Raw genomic sequence first — 16,010 nt, 5'->3', positions numbered from 1 at the left:
TTATTACTTCCAATATTGAGCACCAAAAGCATCACGTCCGGAGGTATTCCGTTCCTCCTTATATTGCTTTGGGTTCTTGAGGTGGTAATTCTGATGGTACTCCTCTGCAGGAAAAAAAACAACTGCGGGTTTAATCTCCGTTACAATCGGCTTATCAAAGCGTCCGCTCTTCTCAAGCTCCTCTTTCGACTTTACGGCAAGCTTATGCTGATCATCATTGTGATAAAAAATGGCAGTACGATACTGGCTACCACGGTCAATGTACTGTCCTTCATCATCGGTTGGATCTATCTGTGGCCAATATAGCTCAAGCAATTTTTCATAAGGAAAAATTGCCGGATCAAACGTAATCTCGACAACTTCCAAATGACCGGTTTTCCCAGTCTTCACTTGTTCATAAGTAGGATTTACAATCGTTCCGCCCATATAACCGGAAAGAATCCCATGTATACCAGGCTGTTCTTCGAACGGGCTTACCATGCACCAGAAGCAGCCACCAGCGAATGTTGCTTTTTGCATTACGTGCTCTCCTCGATTCTTTAATTAACTGATTAGACATTTGCATTTGAGTGACATTTTTTATTATAAGTCTTATTATTCTATAAGTATACTGAAGTTCTTTTCGTTAAAGTTTATGGAAGGATTTTGGTTCTTAAAAATTTCATTAGCAGCACCTGCGGCCATAGCAGTACTAACACTATTCAACGATTTCACACAAATCCAGTGGTGACGTTTCTGTACATACTTATACCAAGCTTGATGGAAAGTTAGTACCCACTCATCATCGTTCACATCCGGGTTCAAGCTTCAATAACAACTGGAGTACTGTTGGTAATGTGAATCCATATACAGGTATAGAAGGAACAAAGACTCATCAAAAAGCCCCAGTTCGGGGCTTTGATGTTTAATAGAAAAAACTACAGCTCCCCGCAGGATATGTTCACAATAATTTCTATTAAACCACCCCTGTTATATCTTGGAAAGAAAGATGTCTTTCATTGCCGCTATTCAAATCCCCGTGTACTAAGCCGCTCTTGGATTGGATCGCAGCTACAACCGACGAATCATTGCAATAAGAAGCTAATTTATCGATTACTTCTTGATCTGTCTTTTGGAATGTTCCACGTTGAACTAGTATTTCAAGGTCTTTTAATAGCGAGCTGCTAAAATGTTCCCAGTCAGGCAGGCATCCTGTTTTATATGAATAAGGGAGATTGCCTTCAATTTGAGAGATTTGATTCATGATGTCATCAATGAAACGCAATGCTTCATAAGTATCCATAGTAATATCGGATAAACAAGGAGCATCTAGATTTTCTAATAGCAAGGCATCTGGAGTTTCGTTTTGCTCAATAGCTCTGGATCTTACTAAGAGCGAAGAATTAGCTTCCTTATAAAACTGAGGCTCAATAGAAGGTTCTGCCTGTACTTTATATATGATAATCGATGCATCGCTCAGGCGGTTCTGCAATTACGCTCACCGTTACTTAAATAAAAAAATGAGCAGACAGCCATGGCCACTGCTCATTATTAAGTATTCAACTATAGTTTTCCGTTAGCCATCCATGCCCCTCACGGGGAAATCACTAATCGGTTTAGGAAGTTCATCTCTTGAGCAGAATCTGCATTCTAAAATTTCAGGCGAACTTGGCCGAGGTACTCGATTATTATCGTTATTAGCAATGAAAACAAAATGATGCATGTCATAGTTCGGATCGTAGTATATACCAGTTAGCTGCTCAACTCCGACTTCCAACCCAACTTCTTCAAGTACTTCTCTTTTTGCAGTTTCCTCCGCAGACTCATTCTCCTCAGCTTTTCCGCCTGGCAGATCCCAATTGTTTTTGCCATAGCTATGTTTTACCAATAATACGCTTCCTTCAGAATCCAAAATAACTGCTGCTGCTCCAATTAACTTTGGCAAAATAATGCCCCTAATGATTATTGACTACATTAATATAGACGCCAATAAATGGTAAAAGTTTAGTTTCTTCAACACTTTCCTCCCGTTAGAACAGCAGGCCACCAAGTTATTCACCGGCAGCCTGCTTCATCTTTGTTATGGAGGTATCGTTCTGCCTTAGTTTAACAACTGATTTCTTCTGCGTTCTCCCCACCTTAATGCTTCTTCAATCAATTTATCCATTTTCTTTTCTTTCTCTTGTTGATATTGTGCTAATAAGTACGCTTTTATAATCCAAGTAAGCAAGTATTTTTGAATCTCCATCTTGATAAATATGTATGTGATGTGTTCGAGGAAAATCAATATAACCTTTAAAGCTTTTAATTCAATTTCATATTGATGCTTCCATTCGTTCGTCCACGGTGTAATTTCCCATTTTCTCTTCATGGATTTACTCCCCCCATAGGCAACAATACCACTTAATTCTTTATAGCTATATGATTTCCTCTTTATTCCGCATAACTACCCGTTTACTTCCAGCTTGACTCGCCTATAACGGAAGCATGTGCGGTTACTCCACTTGTCATTTGGCAAAAATCTTTTCTGCGTTCTCCAATGCAATTTTTTGACCGAGCGACGAATAATCGAGCCACGGCTGTCCGTCAAGTGTATAGACATGATTATTTTTAACTGCTTTTAACCCATTCCAGATGGGGTTGTCCTGCAGCTGTTTGAATATTTTTTCGGCGTCGTTGTCTTTGTTCACGATCACAAAAATGGCGTCAGCATCATAATCCGGTAGCACTTCCTGTGAAATCGTCGCAAAGGCGGCGTTAATTTTTTCAACACCTTTTGCTGGCTTCAAGCCCAGGTCATTAAATAGGACAGGGCCTATCGGACGTTTCATCCCCATGACACGAACCTCTTTCGCGGTAACACGGATAGCCATTACCGTACCGTCACCAATTTTGTTAAGTATCAAGCTTTTCACACGGTCAGCCTGCGCCTGATAGCTTTTTATAAAATCGTCCGCCTGTTGTTCTCGATTAACTAGCTTGGCGACAGCTTTCAAAGTATCACGCCATGTCCCTTCGTCAAGATTGAATGAATGTGTAGGCGCAATTTTTTCGAATTTGGAAAGGTCTTTTCCAGCGTACTGTTTGTCAACTAAAATAACGTCGGGCTTTAATTCCAACAGTGCTTCCATATCGGGGTCCGTAACAACTCCGAGTTTTTTTGTGTTTTTCAGTCGGTCCCCCACATGGGGCAAGAAATCTTTTACATCTCCGCCAATTACAGAACCGACAGGAGTAATGCCGAGTGCAAGCAGGTGATTAGTTAAATGGATCGACAACGAAGCGATTTTAGGCTCTTTACTCGATTCTTTCTCATTGGTTCCCGCGGAACTTTGCTGTGGGGTCGGAACTGCTTGGCCACAGGCGGATAAGACAATTAGTAAAATAATAATCAATAAGACAGAAAACTTCTTCATTCATGTCACCTTTATCATTAGTTTATTTTGTTCTTGTTAGTAAGTACAGAAAATAAGGTGCTCCTACCGAAGCCACCACCACACCGGCAGGGATTGCATTCGGTACGAACATGGAACGACCAATTGTATCAGCCGTCACTAAAATAACAAGACCGATGAGTCCTGAAATCGGCAGAAAATGCTGGGTCATGGGACCCGCAAGGCGGCGCGCAAGGTGCGGCGCAATTAAACCGATAAAACCGATCCCCCCCGCCATAGACACACTGGCGCTCGATAAAGCGATTGCCGCCGCCAGCAGCAGCAAGCGCGCACTGCGCACGTTAGCACCGAGACCTGTCGCAACATCATCGCCAAGGGAAATTGCATTTAGCGTTTTTATCTGAGAGAGGACATATAGAACAGGGACTGTAACCCATGGAAGCAACACCCACACGTTTACCCAATCCCTGCCCCATACGCTTCCAGCCAGCCATTTAGCGGTAAAAGCATATGTTTTATCATCCAATCGAAGCGACAAAAACAGTGCAATCGCGCTGAACCCGGCGGCGATTCCAATACCGACTAATATCAATCGGATCGGAAGCACCCCAGCATACCGATCAAAGGATAGGAATACGATCAAGACAGCAGCAGCCACGCCTCCCGCAAACGTGAACAATGGAATCATCAGCGAGAACTCCCCAGCCAACGAATGAAACATAGTAACGTAAATGATTAGGCCAAAGGCAGCGCCCGAATGAAGACCGAGAATGCCCGGGTCGGCTAGCGCATTTCGCGACACCCCTTGTAATATCGCTCCAGAAATCCCTAACCCAATCCCCGCTAACGCAGATACCAGAATACGCGGCAACCGGTATTCAAATAAAACTGTCGCATCACTGGCGCTTCCATAACCTAGAAGGGTTTGAAGAACGTTTACTGGTGAAAGTCGCATCGTGCCTGTATTCAATCCAATTAATATGACGCCTATACAAACGAGCACGAGCCAAATACCGACATATAAAGCTTTCTTACCTTTCGCGGAAGCGAGACGGACCATTTATAAGCTCCTCCTTTCTTTACGGGCGAGATAAAGAAAAAAAGGAACCCCTACAAGTGCAACCATCGCACCAATTGCAAGCTCTTTGGGGGGATTTACCATTCGCGCCCCCAAATCGGCTATCACCAGCAGCACCGCACCAAGTAAAGCGGACATCGGAACGATCAGCTGATAATTGACCCCTACCAGCTTTCGCGAAATGTGCGGAATGACGAGTCCAATAAATCCAATTGAGCCCGCAGCCGAGACCGAAACTCCAGCCAGAATAACCGCTGCTGCCATCCCTAACGTACGAACACGCTTAGTGTTTACACCTAAATTGACAGCGACATCATCCCCCAAAGATACTACAGAGACCGAACGCGCCAACACCATGGAACAGGCGATTGTTAACGAAATAATCGGCACCAAGAGCTTCAGATACTCCCATTTGATACCTGCAACACCGCCAGCATACCAGAAGGCCAGATCTTGGCTTAATTCAAAATAGATTGCGATGCCCGAGCTGAGTGAGCCGAGCAGCGCCGCTACAACAGCTCCTGCCACAGTGAGCCGAATAGGTGTTAAGCCATCAGGCATTGATGTGACTAGAAGGAAAATAAAGAGCGTACTCATCACGGAGCCTGCGAACGAAAGCAGCATTAATACCGAATAAGGAATATTCGGAAAAAATGCAAAGCTAACCGCAACTACTAACATTGCCCCCCCGTTAATTCCTAAAATACCTGTATCGGCCAGCGGATTACGCGTGACCCCCTGCATCAAGGCTCCAGCAACTGCGAATGCAGCCCCGATCACGGCGGCTCCAATCACCCGCGGCAGTCTTAGCGTGTGAATAATCTGGTGCGAAGTAAGTGTTGGATCGTAATGAATGACTGCCATCCATACCGTTTTTAGCGTAATCTCTTTCGCTCCAAAAGATATCGCCAAAAACATGGATAACAGCAATCCAATTAGAGTTAAGCTAAATATTAAGCCAATTAATAAAACTCTTCTAAGCGCCGTGATGACCACTCCCATTGAATCATGATCCACTATTCTTCAAACCATAAGTTTTATTTATTGATAATGATTATCATTTCCATTAATATATTATACATCATCAGAAATGTTGTCAACCATTTTTCAACAACAATTCGAGAGGATGATTTATTTTTGAGAAAATCACTGTTGTTGCTGCGAAGAAGCAAAAAAGGAGCTGCCAACGCAGCTCCTTCGTCGTATTTATGAATTCATCAAAGTTAGTCTTGTAGAAATGTTTTTATTGAACTAGTTCTCCGTTAGCTTAGTCCTGATTTCAGCTCGAAAATGAATAACCTTCTAAATAATTCCAATAATAAAGAAGGAGACTCAAAAAGTAAACCTAATATAAGACATAAGGAAGTCAAACCTTAGGAGGAAATCATGGGCAGATTAGTTCATTTCGAAATTCATGTCGATGACATGGAGCGTGCTAAGAAGTTTTATGGAGAGGTATTTGGATGGACATTTGAGGATTGGAGCAATTATGCGGGAATGCCCTATTTGGGGGCTGTGACGGGCGATGCAAATGAACCTGGAATTAACGGCGCTTTGATGCAACGTCAAGGGGCTTCCTCCTCAGAACCAGGACAGGCTTTGAATGGCTATGCATGTACAATGGGAGTGGAAGACTACGATTCTACAGAATCAAAAATTCTTAATCATGGTGGTAAGGTAGCATTACCAAAGTATGCTCTGCCTGGAATGGCGTGGCAAGGGTACTATATGGATACGGAAGGTAATATTTTTGGTATTCATCAGCCAGATGAGAACGCAAAATAGAATTATTTCGATATCTCCTTTTCATGGCGGAGGCAAGTGAAGAATTGAAATCCTCTTTGGACTTGCTACCGAAACCTATTCGACGAAGCCAACCTTAGCAATAGATTTCAATTCCGTGCTCGTTTGTTCCCGTACCCCAAGCGGCACGCCTGCACACTTCCTGCGCGCGAACTGAACCCTTTGAGTTCCTCCAGCCTCTACACAAGCGAAAAGTCCTGACTAACACGGTCAGGACTTTTCGCTGTGTATGGAGGTGAGGGACCTCGCTCTCTAGAAAGCGGGTCAATTCAATTCCCCATAAATGCCGTTGAAACCTCTTGTTCAACTAACGTTCCCCGGTAGTTGAACGACGCAAATAATTAGATGTAATTCCTTAAGTAGTGACAAACTAAATTCCTTTTTCAATTAACCTAATTAATCTATCGTCGTTTATTTGTTTTGCAAAATCAAGTGGTGATCTTCCAGCATTGTTCTTGGTAAAATATTCAGGATTGTATCGTTTATATAATTCTACGATTTCATAATGCTTGCCTTTGCAATTAAATACAGCACTTCAAAATGCATTGTTGTAAATTTGTCTCTGATATTAATGTCACCATTGTTTTTAAGGGCTAGCTCGGCAATCTTGTAATTTGGATGGATAGGTATTAGGTGAAGAACAGTCTGTCCTTCGCTATTTAATAAATTTATACTTTATTTTATTACAAATTAAATACTCTGCAATTTCATAACACTTTCCTGTTATTGCGTAATGGAGGAGTCTAGAGGATAACCTTTTTCTTCTCTCGCATGGTTACAATGAATTCAATTAGTACCCTCAGACATATATAAAATAACCTCTCGCAATGGTGTAATCGCTGAAGCGTAGTGGTTAAGACCATTCAAGCGAATGAGTTCCGCCCCAGGTATGACACTAGATAAATATTCAGCATTACGGATTGCCACATCCTCATCAGAATCGCTATGCCAGAACCGGATCGGTATCCGGATCCTAGAAAATTCCATATTCCACGATCTGCCGAAAATTAAATAGTCGGAAATGAGCCCGTCTGGTTGACGGCATCCTTCTCGCAACGACTCTATGTATATTTCCAAAATATCCCTCGGGAGTTGATTCTTCTGCTCTTCCGATAAAAGTGAATAGATTTGGTTCACGAAAGCAGCCGGATCGTCCTTTACCCGGTTGATCCAGGCAACTAGCTTTTCTGGTGCATGTTCGGCGGCTTTCAGCATCATATCTTCTGCAGCGGATACCGAGGATCGTAATTCAGGAACATCTAAAGGTCCAATTCCGGATAGGATCGCAGTTCGGGTAACACGTTCCGGTGCTCCATGACTTACGGCAATGGCATAAGGTCCTCCCCCGGATACACCCATTATCGCAAACTTCTCAATTCCAAGCAGGTCCGCGGTAATCAGGGTGTCTTGAACCCAGTCGTTAAGTGTCCGATCAGGTTGTGGGTCGGATATTCCATAACCGGGTCGCTCCAGTGCTATTACTCGAAATTGTGGGGTATTCGGATGACTGATCAAAGTATGTAATGTTTTTACGGTAGAATTGATTCTAGAAGAAGGGGTGCCGTGAAAGAAAAAAAGGGGAAATCCCACTGGATTGCCATATTGTGCAAAACCAATTTTCCTTCCGTCCGGTAAAGAAATGAATGAGTCCATTAATAAATCCTCCCTCAGAGAATTAGTTGAAAATCCATACAAATTTTACCACTAATTCAAGCTGAATAAAACATATTTTGGTTAAAAAACAAGATAGGTTTTTAAACTATACTACCCGTTTGGTGAACAAAGGCCTTCAATCAAAATTTTATTGGTGGCTTAGGAGTTAAATTTTGTAATCCTTAATTAGTGTTTTAAAATTTTTCATATTCTTTAGCTTTTCTAAATGTTACATTAGTTCAATATTATGGAGCTATCGTTTCCCGTTTGCTCAGTAATCTTTCGAATGAACGCAAAGTGAGGTAATATCTTAAAGTTTGATTCATTTATTTTCTCATCGAATATATTAATCATTTAATCCCTTTCCATTGAGAATTTGCTGCATACATTTTTCAACCCTTGACTCTCGAGTTTTGGATTGTTTGGGTTCAGAAAAATAAAGAATGTATGCTCTTTGCCGTCCCGGCGTCAATGCTTCAAAAGCTGTTTTCAAAGCAGGGATTTCATCGCATTTATTTTGAAATTCTTCAGGAATTTTGAATTCTGTATTCTTTTTAAAATTCACTTCCAAACCGGCTTTTTCAACTTCAATGGCTTCATAAATATAGGCTTTCAAGATGGATTCCATTGCAACTATTTCTTGAACATTGGTGAACCGAATCTGGCGCGCCGCCTGTACATTCTCCGTTTGTTGGATTAGAATACCATGGGCATCTTGTAACAAGGCACCTTTGTGAAACAGAAGCGCACAGTATTCTTTAAATCCGTGTATTAAAACTATGTTTTTATTCTGAAAGGTGTAACAAGGATGCATCCACTTAAATTCTTCGGTCAGCTCACAGTCAAGAATGATATTTCTCAACTTCTCATATTCTTCCTTCCACTTTTTAGCCTTACTTAAAAATACATCAACCTTAGGATTCATACTACTATTTGTCATCAAGGAACACTCCTCTTCAATTTTTCGATCAGCTGACAGTCAAGAATGATCATTCTCAATTTCTCCAATTCTTTCTGTCACTTTTTGGCTTACTTGAATATTCATCAACCTTGGGATTCATTCTACTCTTTGTCATATCATAATGTCATTTTAACTCACTAGTCTTGTCTATCGCTGGACGAGAATAAAGTTTGCTTAAAAGAGCTTTCTTTTCATTATAATGCAAATATTCCTAATGTTTTTTACTGCTGAGCAGTTCATACAGAGTGTAAATGAGACAAATCTCTAGACAAAAGTAGCGATTTTTTCTCGTGCCCACGCCTTCTGCACTTCTCCGAATCTCTGTCGGGAATGGGATAAGGTTCTTATCATCGTCAATTGACAAGATCATTTTCTGAACGAAATAATGACTGATTTTAAATTGCTTCATTGGATTGTGACATTCTTTCTTCATCCCGAATACGAAATCCCAAGCATCATGATGCGTAATGATTAGATCGACCTTTTTCTCCAGCCGCTTGACGTACCATATCGGGAGTAATATTCGTTGAGAACCCAATTCGGTTAATCACAGGAGGTCCAAAAAATTATAAAACACATATTCTTCTCCTCCATCAAACGCTGTTAATAAGTCGCCGATGCCAGAAATTAACTGTTTCAACCATACTATGCTGCCCGTTACTTAAGCGAAAGGCTGCCGATTCTGATGGCAGCCCTGGTTGAGCATACATAAGTTCTCCTTGTCATGCTAAGAAATTACGAATCCTATAATTACTAAAGTGGATTTGATGATTACATCAAGTATCTCCCCGTGATCGACTGCTCTGCATGGATGATCTGCGGAGGTGTGCCCTCGAACACCACCTGGCCGCCCTTACTGCCTCCATCCGGTCCCATATCGATGATCCAATCCGCTTGGCTGATCACATCGAGGTTGTGCTCGATGACTATCACCGTATTGCCGGCATCCACGAGGCGGTTCATGATCCCCAGAAGGTGACCGATATCTGACATATGTAGGCCGGTCGTCGGCTCGTCCATCACGTAAATGCTGCCCTTCTTATGCAGCTCGCTTGCCAGCTTGATGCGCTGGCATTCCCCGCCCGAGAGCGTGCTGAGCGGCTGGCCGAGTGTAATATAGTTCAGCCCCACATCACTCATCGCCTGGAGCTTGCGCACAACCTCTTTTAGCTGAAAAAAATCCAATGCCTGCTCCACAGTCATCTCCAGCACTTCTGCAATTGACTTGCCGTTCAGCTTGTACGTGAGCACCTCTTCCTTGAACCGTCTACCTCCGCATACTTCGCATGGCAGCTTCACGCTGTCGAGGAATGCAAGGTCTGTATACACAACACCAAGCCCTTGGCAGTTCTCGCAAGCCCCCTTGGAGTTAAAGCTGAACAAGCCTTGGTTGACCTTGTTCGCGGAAGCAAACGCCTTGCGCACATCATCCATAATGCCCGTGTAGGTCGCGGGATTCGAGCGTGTTGACACTCCTACCGCCGATTGGTCGATGACGATCGCATCCGGATGTTGGCTGAGGAATACTTCGTTAATCAGCGTACTCTTGCCTGAGCCGGCGACACCCGTAACTACTGTCAGCACTCCGGTTGGAATATCTACACTCACGTTCCGCAGGTTGTGAAGTAGGGCATCCTTAATGGACAGCTGGCCGGATTGCTGCCTGCAATCGTGCTTCAGCTGGAGCGGCCGCTTCATATGGGTGCCTGTCAGTGTACCTGCCTCCAGCAGGCCTTGGAAGCTTCCTTCATACACGATGGTACCGCCGCGACTGCCGGCGTGAGGCCCGACGTCGACGATATGATCCGCCAACTTGATCACATCGGGATCATGCTCGACGACAATCACGGTATTGCCTTTGTCGCGCAGCTTCTGAAGCAATCCATTTAACCGGTGTACATCACGGGGGTGCAAGCCAACGCTGGGCTCATCGAAGATGTAAGTGACATCCACCAAACTGCCGCTCAGGTGCTTCACCATCTTGACGCGCTGCGACTCGCCGCCGGACAATGTATCAGTCTCACGGTCCAGCATCAAGTAGTCAAGTCCGATATCCACCAAATGCTGTAACCGCTCCGTCAGCGACTTGACGACCGGAGCGGCGATAGGATCGTTAATCTCCCGAATGACACGGATGAGCTGTCCGACCTCCATGGAGGACAGCTCCGCAATGTTGAGTCCATTGATCCTGCAGCTGAGCGCGGCCTGACTGAGTCTCGCGCCGCGGCAGCTGGAGCAGGGACCCTCGGAGATGTACGGCGCAACAGCTTGTTGTGTGCGCTCGGACTTCGTCTTCACATCCTGCTTGATGTACTTGTTGGTGAACTTCTCGATGATGCCTTCCACTGTAATATTCATTGCCTTCCCGGCGAACTGCATCTCCACTTTTCTCGCCTTGCTGTACAGCAGTTGCTCCAGCTCCTCATACGAATAATCGCTCAGCTTCTTGTCGGGATCGAAGAACCCCGTCTCCAGGATCATGTTCCAATCCCAGCTGTTCACCTTATAGTCCGGCAGCATAATTGCCCCTTCATTCAACGACTTTGACTTGTCTAGCGCCTTGCTCATGTTGACGCCCAGCCTGCGACCGATCCCGTTGCACTCGGGACACATGCCTTGCGGATCGTTAAACGAGAACATGTTTGCTTGTCCAACATAGGGCTGACCCACTCGGGAGAAGAGAAGACGGAGAATGGGAGAGATATCGGTAATCGTGCCCATCGTGGAATGGGAACCGCCGCCCAGCCGCTTCTGATCCACAATAACAGCCATGCTCAGGTTCTCGATCGCGTCCGTATCCGGCTGTGGATAGCGGGGCAGGAAATTGCGCACGAACAAGCTGAAATTCTCATTCAGCAATCGCGTGGATTCTGCGGCGATCGTATCGAAGACGATCGATGACTTGCCGGATCCGGATACCCCGGTGAAGATCGTGATCTTCCGCTTGGGAATGCGCAAGGATACGTTCTTGAGATTGTTTTCCCTCGCACCCGAGATTACGATATACTCCTGATTAGATTCGCTCATGCTTGACATCCTTTCGATAGTGTTAATTTTTACTTATATTCACATTGTACCATTCATCGTGCATAGAAAGTCGGACAGCCCGAACTTGCACCTGTTATTGTTCTAACCAGGGAGGTGATGTGATAGCTTTTCTCGAATATTCAGGGCGTGTCCGTAAATTACAATTTGATGATTAGAGATGGCTACCCCCTCATGCTTTCCAAGGCGATCACATACTAGCTTTATTCATACGTACTTAGTGCGAAATTGACCGAACGACAAGAACTTGTCAGTGTCCGAAGTAGACATAAACCGGCTGCTACAACAAGCAGCCGGTTTATGTTGATTCGGGTCAAGCAGGGTTCAACTATCGTACCCATTAATTTAGCATTGGGAATGAGATGTTTAGTACCCAATGCGGTTATTGTTCCAACACCTTTTCAAGCTCGCCGCACCAAGTAGTCCAGCCATACTTAGCACCTTCGAGTCCTTGAGCATTTGAGAATCCGGTTTGTTCGAGATGAAGGTTAACCTTTCCGTTCCCTAAAACCTGCAGCGTCCAGGTGACCGTGTGCTTCTCTCCGCTGGCAAAAGTATAGGACAACCGGTTTGGTGCGTCCACGATAAGCACTTCGCCTTCAATAATTCCATTCCACCATTCGGTCGGCTGAGTGCGAAACTGAAAACGATGTCCTACGACGGGCTTAAAATCATTTTCCATAACCTACTTGGCAAGCATGTTTGAATCGGTTAAAGCGGACCAAACAATCTCGATCGATGCCGTGAACTGAAAATCCAAGGATAATGTTAAACTCATTCTTCTTCCTCCTCTAATAGTTGGTTCAAGCGCAACATATTCGTACTCCAGAACTTGCTGTAGAAAACCACCCAATCTTGAATTTCCCTGAGTGGATAGGCGTTTAGCCTAAATCGCGTTTCTCTGCTGACTTTTCGTTCAAGTACCAGTCCGGCTGTACGGCCCATTTGAAACTGTGCCGTTAACTTATGAAGCGGTATCTCCTCTGCCTCTGCTAACAGACGAATCAGTCGGCGCCTAGTTGGATCTGCAATCGGTCAAACGCATCCCGCAACTGGTTGTTCTCGCTCACTACACCATCTCCTAAATATTATTACAAGGGGACAGCCGTTAATCCCCTCCTAATTGGACACCATTTAGTGACGATTTAATTATATGTCACCATTTGGTGTCGTGTCAACCTCCCTAGGGGGAACATATATTTCAACACACTTACCTTCCATCGTATTTACATCACCGTAAAATAACAGCTCCTATGTATTCAATTAAGTTCTACAGGCCTCAATCCTTCCCTTCATTCAAGAAAAATTTCAAGAAAAAAGGACGCTTTTCAGCGTCCCTTTAGCCTATAATTTGGATATGTCGCTTGGCATTCTGCCTGTGCGTTGAATGGTACGAATCTGAGAAGTTGATATCCGGAATCCAACCATAATAAACGATGAGGTTACATTGTTAAAGTTGAAAGCTCGTAAGTCTCGAATGTTCTGGCTGCCACGGAAAATTCGAAAATTCCCTGTAAAGTTGCGCCCTGAAAACAGTACTAACGTAACTTGACTAGGAATTACAACATTTCTTAGCCGGAAACTGGAGATGATGTTGTTAAAACCGAATAATCCCAGATTTGAAACTGCCACGCCTCGTCTAAATGTTAGACTTCTTCCAGTAAAGTTAAAACCCGAGAAAAAAGTAACTCTAACATTTCGATTAAATATTATTCCCATCCCTATCACCCTCCTAATCATAAGATAGTAATAGTGTATGAATTGGTTAATATATTGGCTTGGACTTATGCTATTAATCTGTCTAAATTCTCCCAGATATTTTATCCTGCCCAATCGCAACGCGGCTTCCAATCCATGTCGGCAGCGCACACTTGACTCTTAATATCTGTTAGTTAAATTGAGGAATTAAATACTTCACAATATAAGCTTGTATACAATCTTTTATCTTGATCATAGGTTCAGGCAATCTATTTAAGTCGCATTTGCGCAGAATAACTTGTTCCAGAATGAGGTATTGGTATCCCTAGCTGAAAAGTATAATAAATCCGTTGCTCGGGTGGTTTTACGTTGTTTGACACAAAGAGAAGTCGTTTTGATTCCAAAGTCTGTCCGTAAAGAGAGGATTATCGAAAACTTCAATATTTTTGATTTTGAATTAAGCCAAGAGGATTTGGAGTCGAATACTACGATAGATACGAAACAGAGCCTGTTCTTTTCACATAACGATCCTGAAATGGTAAAATGGAACTTTTGTGCGTTTTGCCGCGACACAAACTTTACATAAACATGTAAAGTGCGCACTTCGAAGTCTAGAAAACTTAGGTTATTCTGTGACCATTTCAGAAGTCTCCTAATTCTTTAAAGAAACCAATGCCACTTTATTTCGGCGCTCCACGCTTTAAAATATTTTCCTTCTACCAATTGAACTATGCTGCCCGTTACTTTATCTAAGGTAGCCCCTTTCCTACCATAAAATGAAGAAACTTAACTAAATATCCACTAGCTGTCAGCAGCAATCAATTTCTTGAACGTAGTAAAGAGAGAAGTTCATCGAATATACCAGGATTAGCACAAACTATTTCTTCTCCGCATAATTCAAGTGGAATATTCGCAGGGACTGATCCAACGTGGCCTGTAATTGCTCCAGCTTCACGAGCGATGAGACCTGAAGCTGCTACATCCCACGGTGCTAAACTCTCTGTATGGGCGTCCAGACGACCGGATGCTACATAACACATATCTATTGTCGGAGCAACCAAACGGCGGAGGTCTCTGCAGTGGGTGGTTAAAAGATTCACTCTTGCAAGTGCTGGGTGCACTTTTTCTTTATCGTGGGAGAATCCAGTACCGATTACCGCTTCCGATAAGGTTTCGAAACGATGAACATGAATCTGTTCATTATTACAACGAGCTCCCCCTCCTCGAACACCTACATATGTAACACCTAAATCTGGAGCATGCACATTTCCTACCCAAACAACGCCATCTACTGCAATAGCCATAGAGATAGCAAAATGAGGAAGACAACGTACATAGTTTACTGTACCGTCCAACGGATCAATAATCCAAAGAGGACCTTCGAAGATATCTTTAGTCCAGACTCCATCAGTGGATTCTTCCGAGAGAATACCATGGTTAGTGTAAATAGTAGCAATTGCTTCACAAATAATCTGTTCAGCGGCAAAGTCTGCTGATGTTAATGCGAACAACCTTGTCCGCAAAGGTCGCCAATTCAAGTGCCTGTTCTTTCATTTTTTAACCATCACTTATTATTTATTCCTTCGAAGCTTCCATAGTATAGTGTTTAAGCACGGGATTGAAGACTTTTTTCTTCTTCGAGTGAAAGTCAAAGTTATTGCGTTAAGCTGCCCGTTATTTCAACAAACGAAAAAGGAGCCGCTACAAGGCAACTTCTGCACAATTGTTTTCCGTTGATTTTTGTAGTTTTCAACCAGCTAGTTTAGAAAAGGTACCCGAATCTGATTTGGCTACCTTTCCTAGTTCTTATAATGTATCATGATTATGGTCACTACATTCGTCTACGGACCTACAAACTTTGCGGCAATTAGCTTTTTTAAATTCAGTTTTCTCAAAATCTTTAAATTCATGTACATAAGCTGGTATTTCCCTTTTCGACTGGGAAATAATTGCTGTTCTTAATTCAATTTTCTGTTGCTCACTAAGTTTCAGGTTTTGAAGTTTCCTATGTTCTTCATCATTCAGTTGCCTTGTTAATATCTCTTTAATTTGATGCGTATACGTTCCTTGGTGAAAACAACAAATTGTTTACTAACAATAAATTCTTTATATACAATCGCATATCTTCTAGTTGAGCTCTCAGAAATATTTATCTAATAAAAATTTATGTGTACCCACTGATTATTTTATTAACCAACTTTACTTTATCCAAGGGACTGCACCGTTTGTAACATAAACCGACTACTGGCCACACATTATGATAAGGCGATGGAAGCATAGTAATTGGCACAAAGTGGCTGCTTATATTACTCCTTAAATGAGTACACTATTTATGTTTCCAATTCCTCAGATGGGTGGGCTAATGTCATGACAACACACGACCAACAACAAGAAAATC

At 43.1% G+C, this 16,010-nt stretch carries 13 protein-coding genes and 3 pseudogenes; 2 read left to right on the top strand and 14 right to left on the bottom strand.

Annotated elements, in window-relative coordinates; translation table 11 throughout:
* Window positions 1-3: 3 nt before the first annotated feature.
* From msrA to BLT91_RS23740, 7 genes are all read right to left on the bottom strand, one after another.
* The gene (gene msrA / locus BLT91_RS23770; protein ID WP_090825585.1) at window positions 4-519 is read right to left on the bottom strand and encodes a peptide-methionine (S)-S-oxide reductase MsrA; all 516 of its coding nucleotides are present in this window, start codon (window positions 517-519) and stop codon (window positions 4-6) included.
* Window positions 520-955: 436 nt separating this feature from the next.
* Window positions 956-1,471 carry a hypothetical protein gene (locus BLT91_RS23765; protein ID WP_090825582.1) on the bottom strand — a complete coding sequence of 172 codons (516 nt, stop codon included), beginning with the start codon at window positions 1,469-1,471 and terminating at the stop codon, window positions 956-958.
* An 84-nt stretch (window positions 1,472-1,555) separates the two neighbouring features.
* Window positions 1,556-1,924 (bottom strand): NUDIX hydrolase, encoded by a 369-nt coding sequence (locus BLT91_RS23760; protein WP_175532489.1) that lies wholly within the window; start codon window positions 1,922-1,924, stop codon window positions 1,556-1,558.
* A 156-nt stretch (window positions 1,925-2,080) separates the two neighbouring features.
* Window positions 2,081-2,350, bottom strand: coding sequence for a hypothetical protein (locus BLT91_RS23755; protein WP_090825577.1), 270 nt, complete (start codon window positions 2,348-2,350; stop codon window positions 2,081-2,083).
* Between the two features lie 136 nt (window positions 2,351-2,486).
* Window positions 2,487-3,395, bottom strand: coding sequence for an ABC transporter substrate-binding protein (locus tag BLT91_RS23750; protein WP_090825574.1), 909 nt, complete (start codon window positions 3,393-3,395; stop codon window positions 2,487-2,489).
* Window positions 3,396-3,417: 22 nt separating this feature from the next.
* The gene (locus tag BLT91_RS23745) at window positions 3,418-4,434 is read right to left on the bottom strand and encodes a FecCD family ABC transporter permease (protein WP_090825571.1); all 1,017 of its coding nucleotides are present in this window, start codon (window positions 4,432-4,434) and stop codon (window positions 3,418-3,420) included.
* Complete coding sequence (locus tag BLT91_RS23740) at window positions 4,435-5,454, bottom strand: FecCD family ABC transporter permease (RefSeq protein WP_090825568.1); 1,020 nt, start codon at window positions 5,452-5,454, stop codon at window positions 4,435-4,437.
* 384 nt (window positions 5,455-5,838) lie between these two features.
* Between BLT91_RS23740 and BLT91_RS23735 the strand changes: the two genes are divergently transcribed.
* Window positions 5,839-6,237: a VOC family protein gene (locus tag BLT91_RS23735; protein ID WP_090825565.1), complete on the top strand. Its 399-nt coding sequence runs from the start codon at window positions 5,839-5,841 to the stop codon at window positions 6,235-6,237.
* Window positions 6,238-7,041: 804 nt separating this feature from the next.
* On the opposite strand, the gene BLT91_RS23730 is transcribed toward BLT91_RS23735, so the two are convergent.
* The 6 genes and pseudogenes from BLT91_RS23730 to BLT91_RS33105 form a co-directional block, all read right to left on the bottom strand.
* Entirely contained in the window at window positions 7,042-7,908 is an 867-nt protein-coding gene (locus BLT91_RS23730) for an alpha/beta fold hydrolase (protein ID WP_090825562.1), read from the bottom strand.
* A gap of 346 nt (window positions 7,909-8,254) precedes the next feature.
* On the bottom strand, window positions 8,255-8,848 hold the full coding sequence (locus tag BLT91_RS23725; RefSeq protein WP_090825559.1) for a YdeI/OmpD-associated family protein: 594 nt from the start codon (window positions 8,846-8,848) through the stop codon (window positions 8,255-8,257).
* 232 nt (window positions 8,849-9,080) lie between these two features.
* Window positions 9,081-9,407: a hypothetical protein gene (locus BLT91_RS23720; protein WP_090825556.1), complete on the bottom strand. Its 327-nt coding sequence runs from the start codon at window positions 9,405-9,407 to the stop codon at window positions 9,081-9,083.
* A 233-nt stretch (window positions 9,408-9,640) separates the two neighbouring features.
* A complete protein-coding gene (locus BLT91_RS23715; RefSeq protein ID WP_090825553.1) occupies window positions 9,641-11,896 on the bottom strand; it encodes an ATP-binding cassette domain-containing protein in 2,256 nt (751 codons plus the stop codon).
* Window positions 11,897-12,296: 400 nt separating this feature from the next.
* Window positions 12,297-12,692, bottom strand: a pseudogene (locus BLT91_RS23710) (SRPBCC domain-containing protein).
* A pseudogene (locus BLT91_RS33105) lies at window positions 12,689-12,984 on the bottom strand (ArsR/SmtB family transcription factor). Before BLT91_RS33105 ends, BLT91_RS23710 begins: the two co-directional pseudogenes overlap by 4 nt.
* Window positions 12,985-13,895: 911 nt before the next feature.
* Between BLT91_RS33105 and BLT91_RS23695 the strand changes: the two are divergent.
* Window positions 13,896-14,198: pseudogene (locus tag BLT91_RS23695) on the top strand (aldo/keto reductase); the annotation flags it as partial.
* Between the two features lie 232 nt (window positions 14,199-14,430).
* Here BLT91_RS23695 and BLT91_RS23690 read toward each other — a convergent pair.
* Window positions 14,431-15,123 carry an inositol monophosphatase family protein gene (locus tag BLT91_RS23690; protein WP_175532488.1) on the bottom strand — a complete coding sequence of 231 codons (693 nt, stop codon included), beginning with the start codon at window positions 15,121-15,123 and terminating at the stop codon, window positions 14,431-14,433.
* Window positions 15,124-16,010: the final 887 nt, after the last annotated feature.

Origin of the sequence: Paenibacillus sp. yr247 (assembly GCF_900103825.1) — a bacterium.
Lineage (GTDB): Bacteria > Bacillota > Bacilli > Paenibacillales > NBRC-103111 > Paenibacillus_E.
The sequence above is the reverse complement of the archived record's forward strand: the minus strand, read 5'-3'. Positions and strand labels throughout refer to the sequence as shown.

What these genes read in the sequence shown, in the direction of transcription:
- msrA (WP_090825585.1), bottom strand. Translation starts at nt 519, where the DNA reads ATGCAAAAAGCAACATTCGCTGGTGGCTGCTTCTGGTGCATGGTAAGC.
- BLT91_RS23755 (WP_090825577.1), bottom strand. Translation starts at nt 2,350, where the DNA reads ATGAAGAGAAAATGGGAAATTACACCGTGGACGAACGAATGGAAGCAT.
- BLT91_RS23750 (WP_090825574.1), bottom strand. Translation starts at nt 3,395, where the DNA reads ATGAAGAAGTTTTCTGTCTTATTGATTATTATTTTACTAATTGTCTTA.
- BLT91_RS23745 (WP_090825571.1), bottom strand. Translation starts at nt 4,434, where the DNA reads ATGGTCCGTCTCGCTTCCGCGAAAGGTAAGAAAGCTTTATATGTCGGT.
- BLT91_RS23740 (WP_090825568.1), bottom strand. Translation starts at nt 5,454, where the DNA reads ATGGGAGTGGTCATCACGGCGCTTAGAAGAGTTTTATTAATTGGCTTA.
- BLT91_RS23735 (WP_090825565.1), top strand. Translation starts at nt 5,839, where the DNA reads ATGGGCAGATTAGTTCATTTCGAAATTCATGTCGATGACATGGAGCGT.
- BLT91_RS23730 (WP_090825562.1), bottom strand. Translation starts at nt 7,908, where the DNA reads ATGGACTCATTCATTTCTTTACCGGACGGAAGGAAAATTGGTTTTGCA.
- BLT91_RS23725 (WP_090825559.1), bottom strand. Translation starts at nt 8,848, where the DNA reads ATGACAAATAGTAGTATGAATCCTAAGGTTGATGTATTTTTAAGTAAG.
- BLT91_RS23715 (WP_090825553.1), bottom strand. Translation starts at nt 11,896, where the DNA reads ATGAGCGAATCTAATCAGGAGTATATCGTAATCTCGGGTGCGAGGGAA.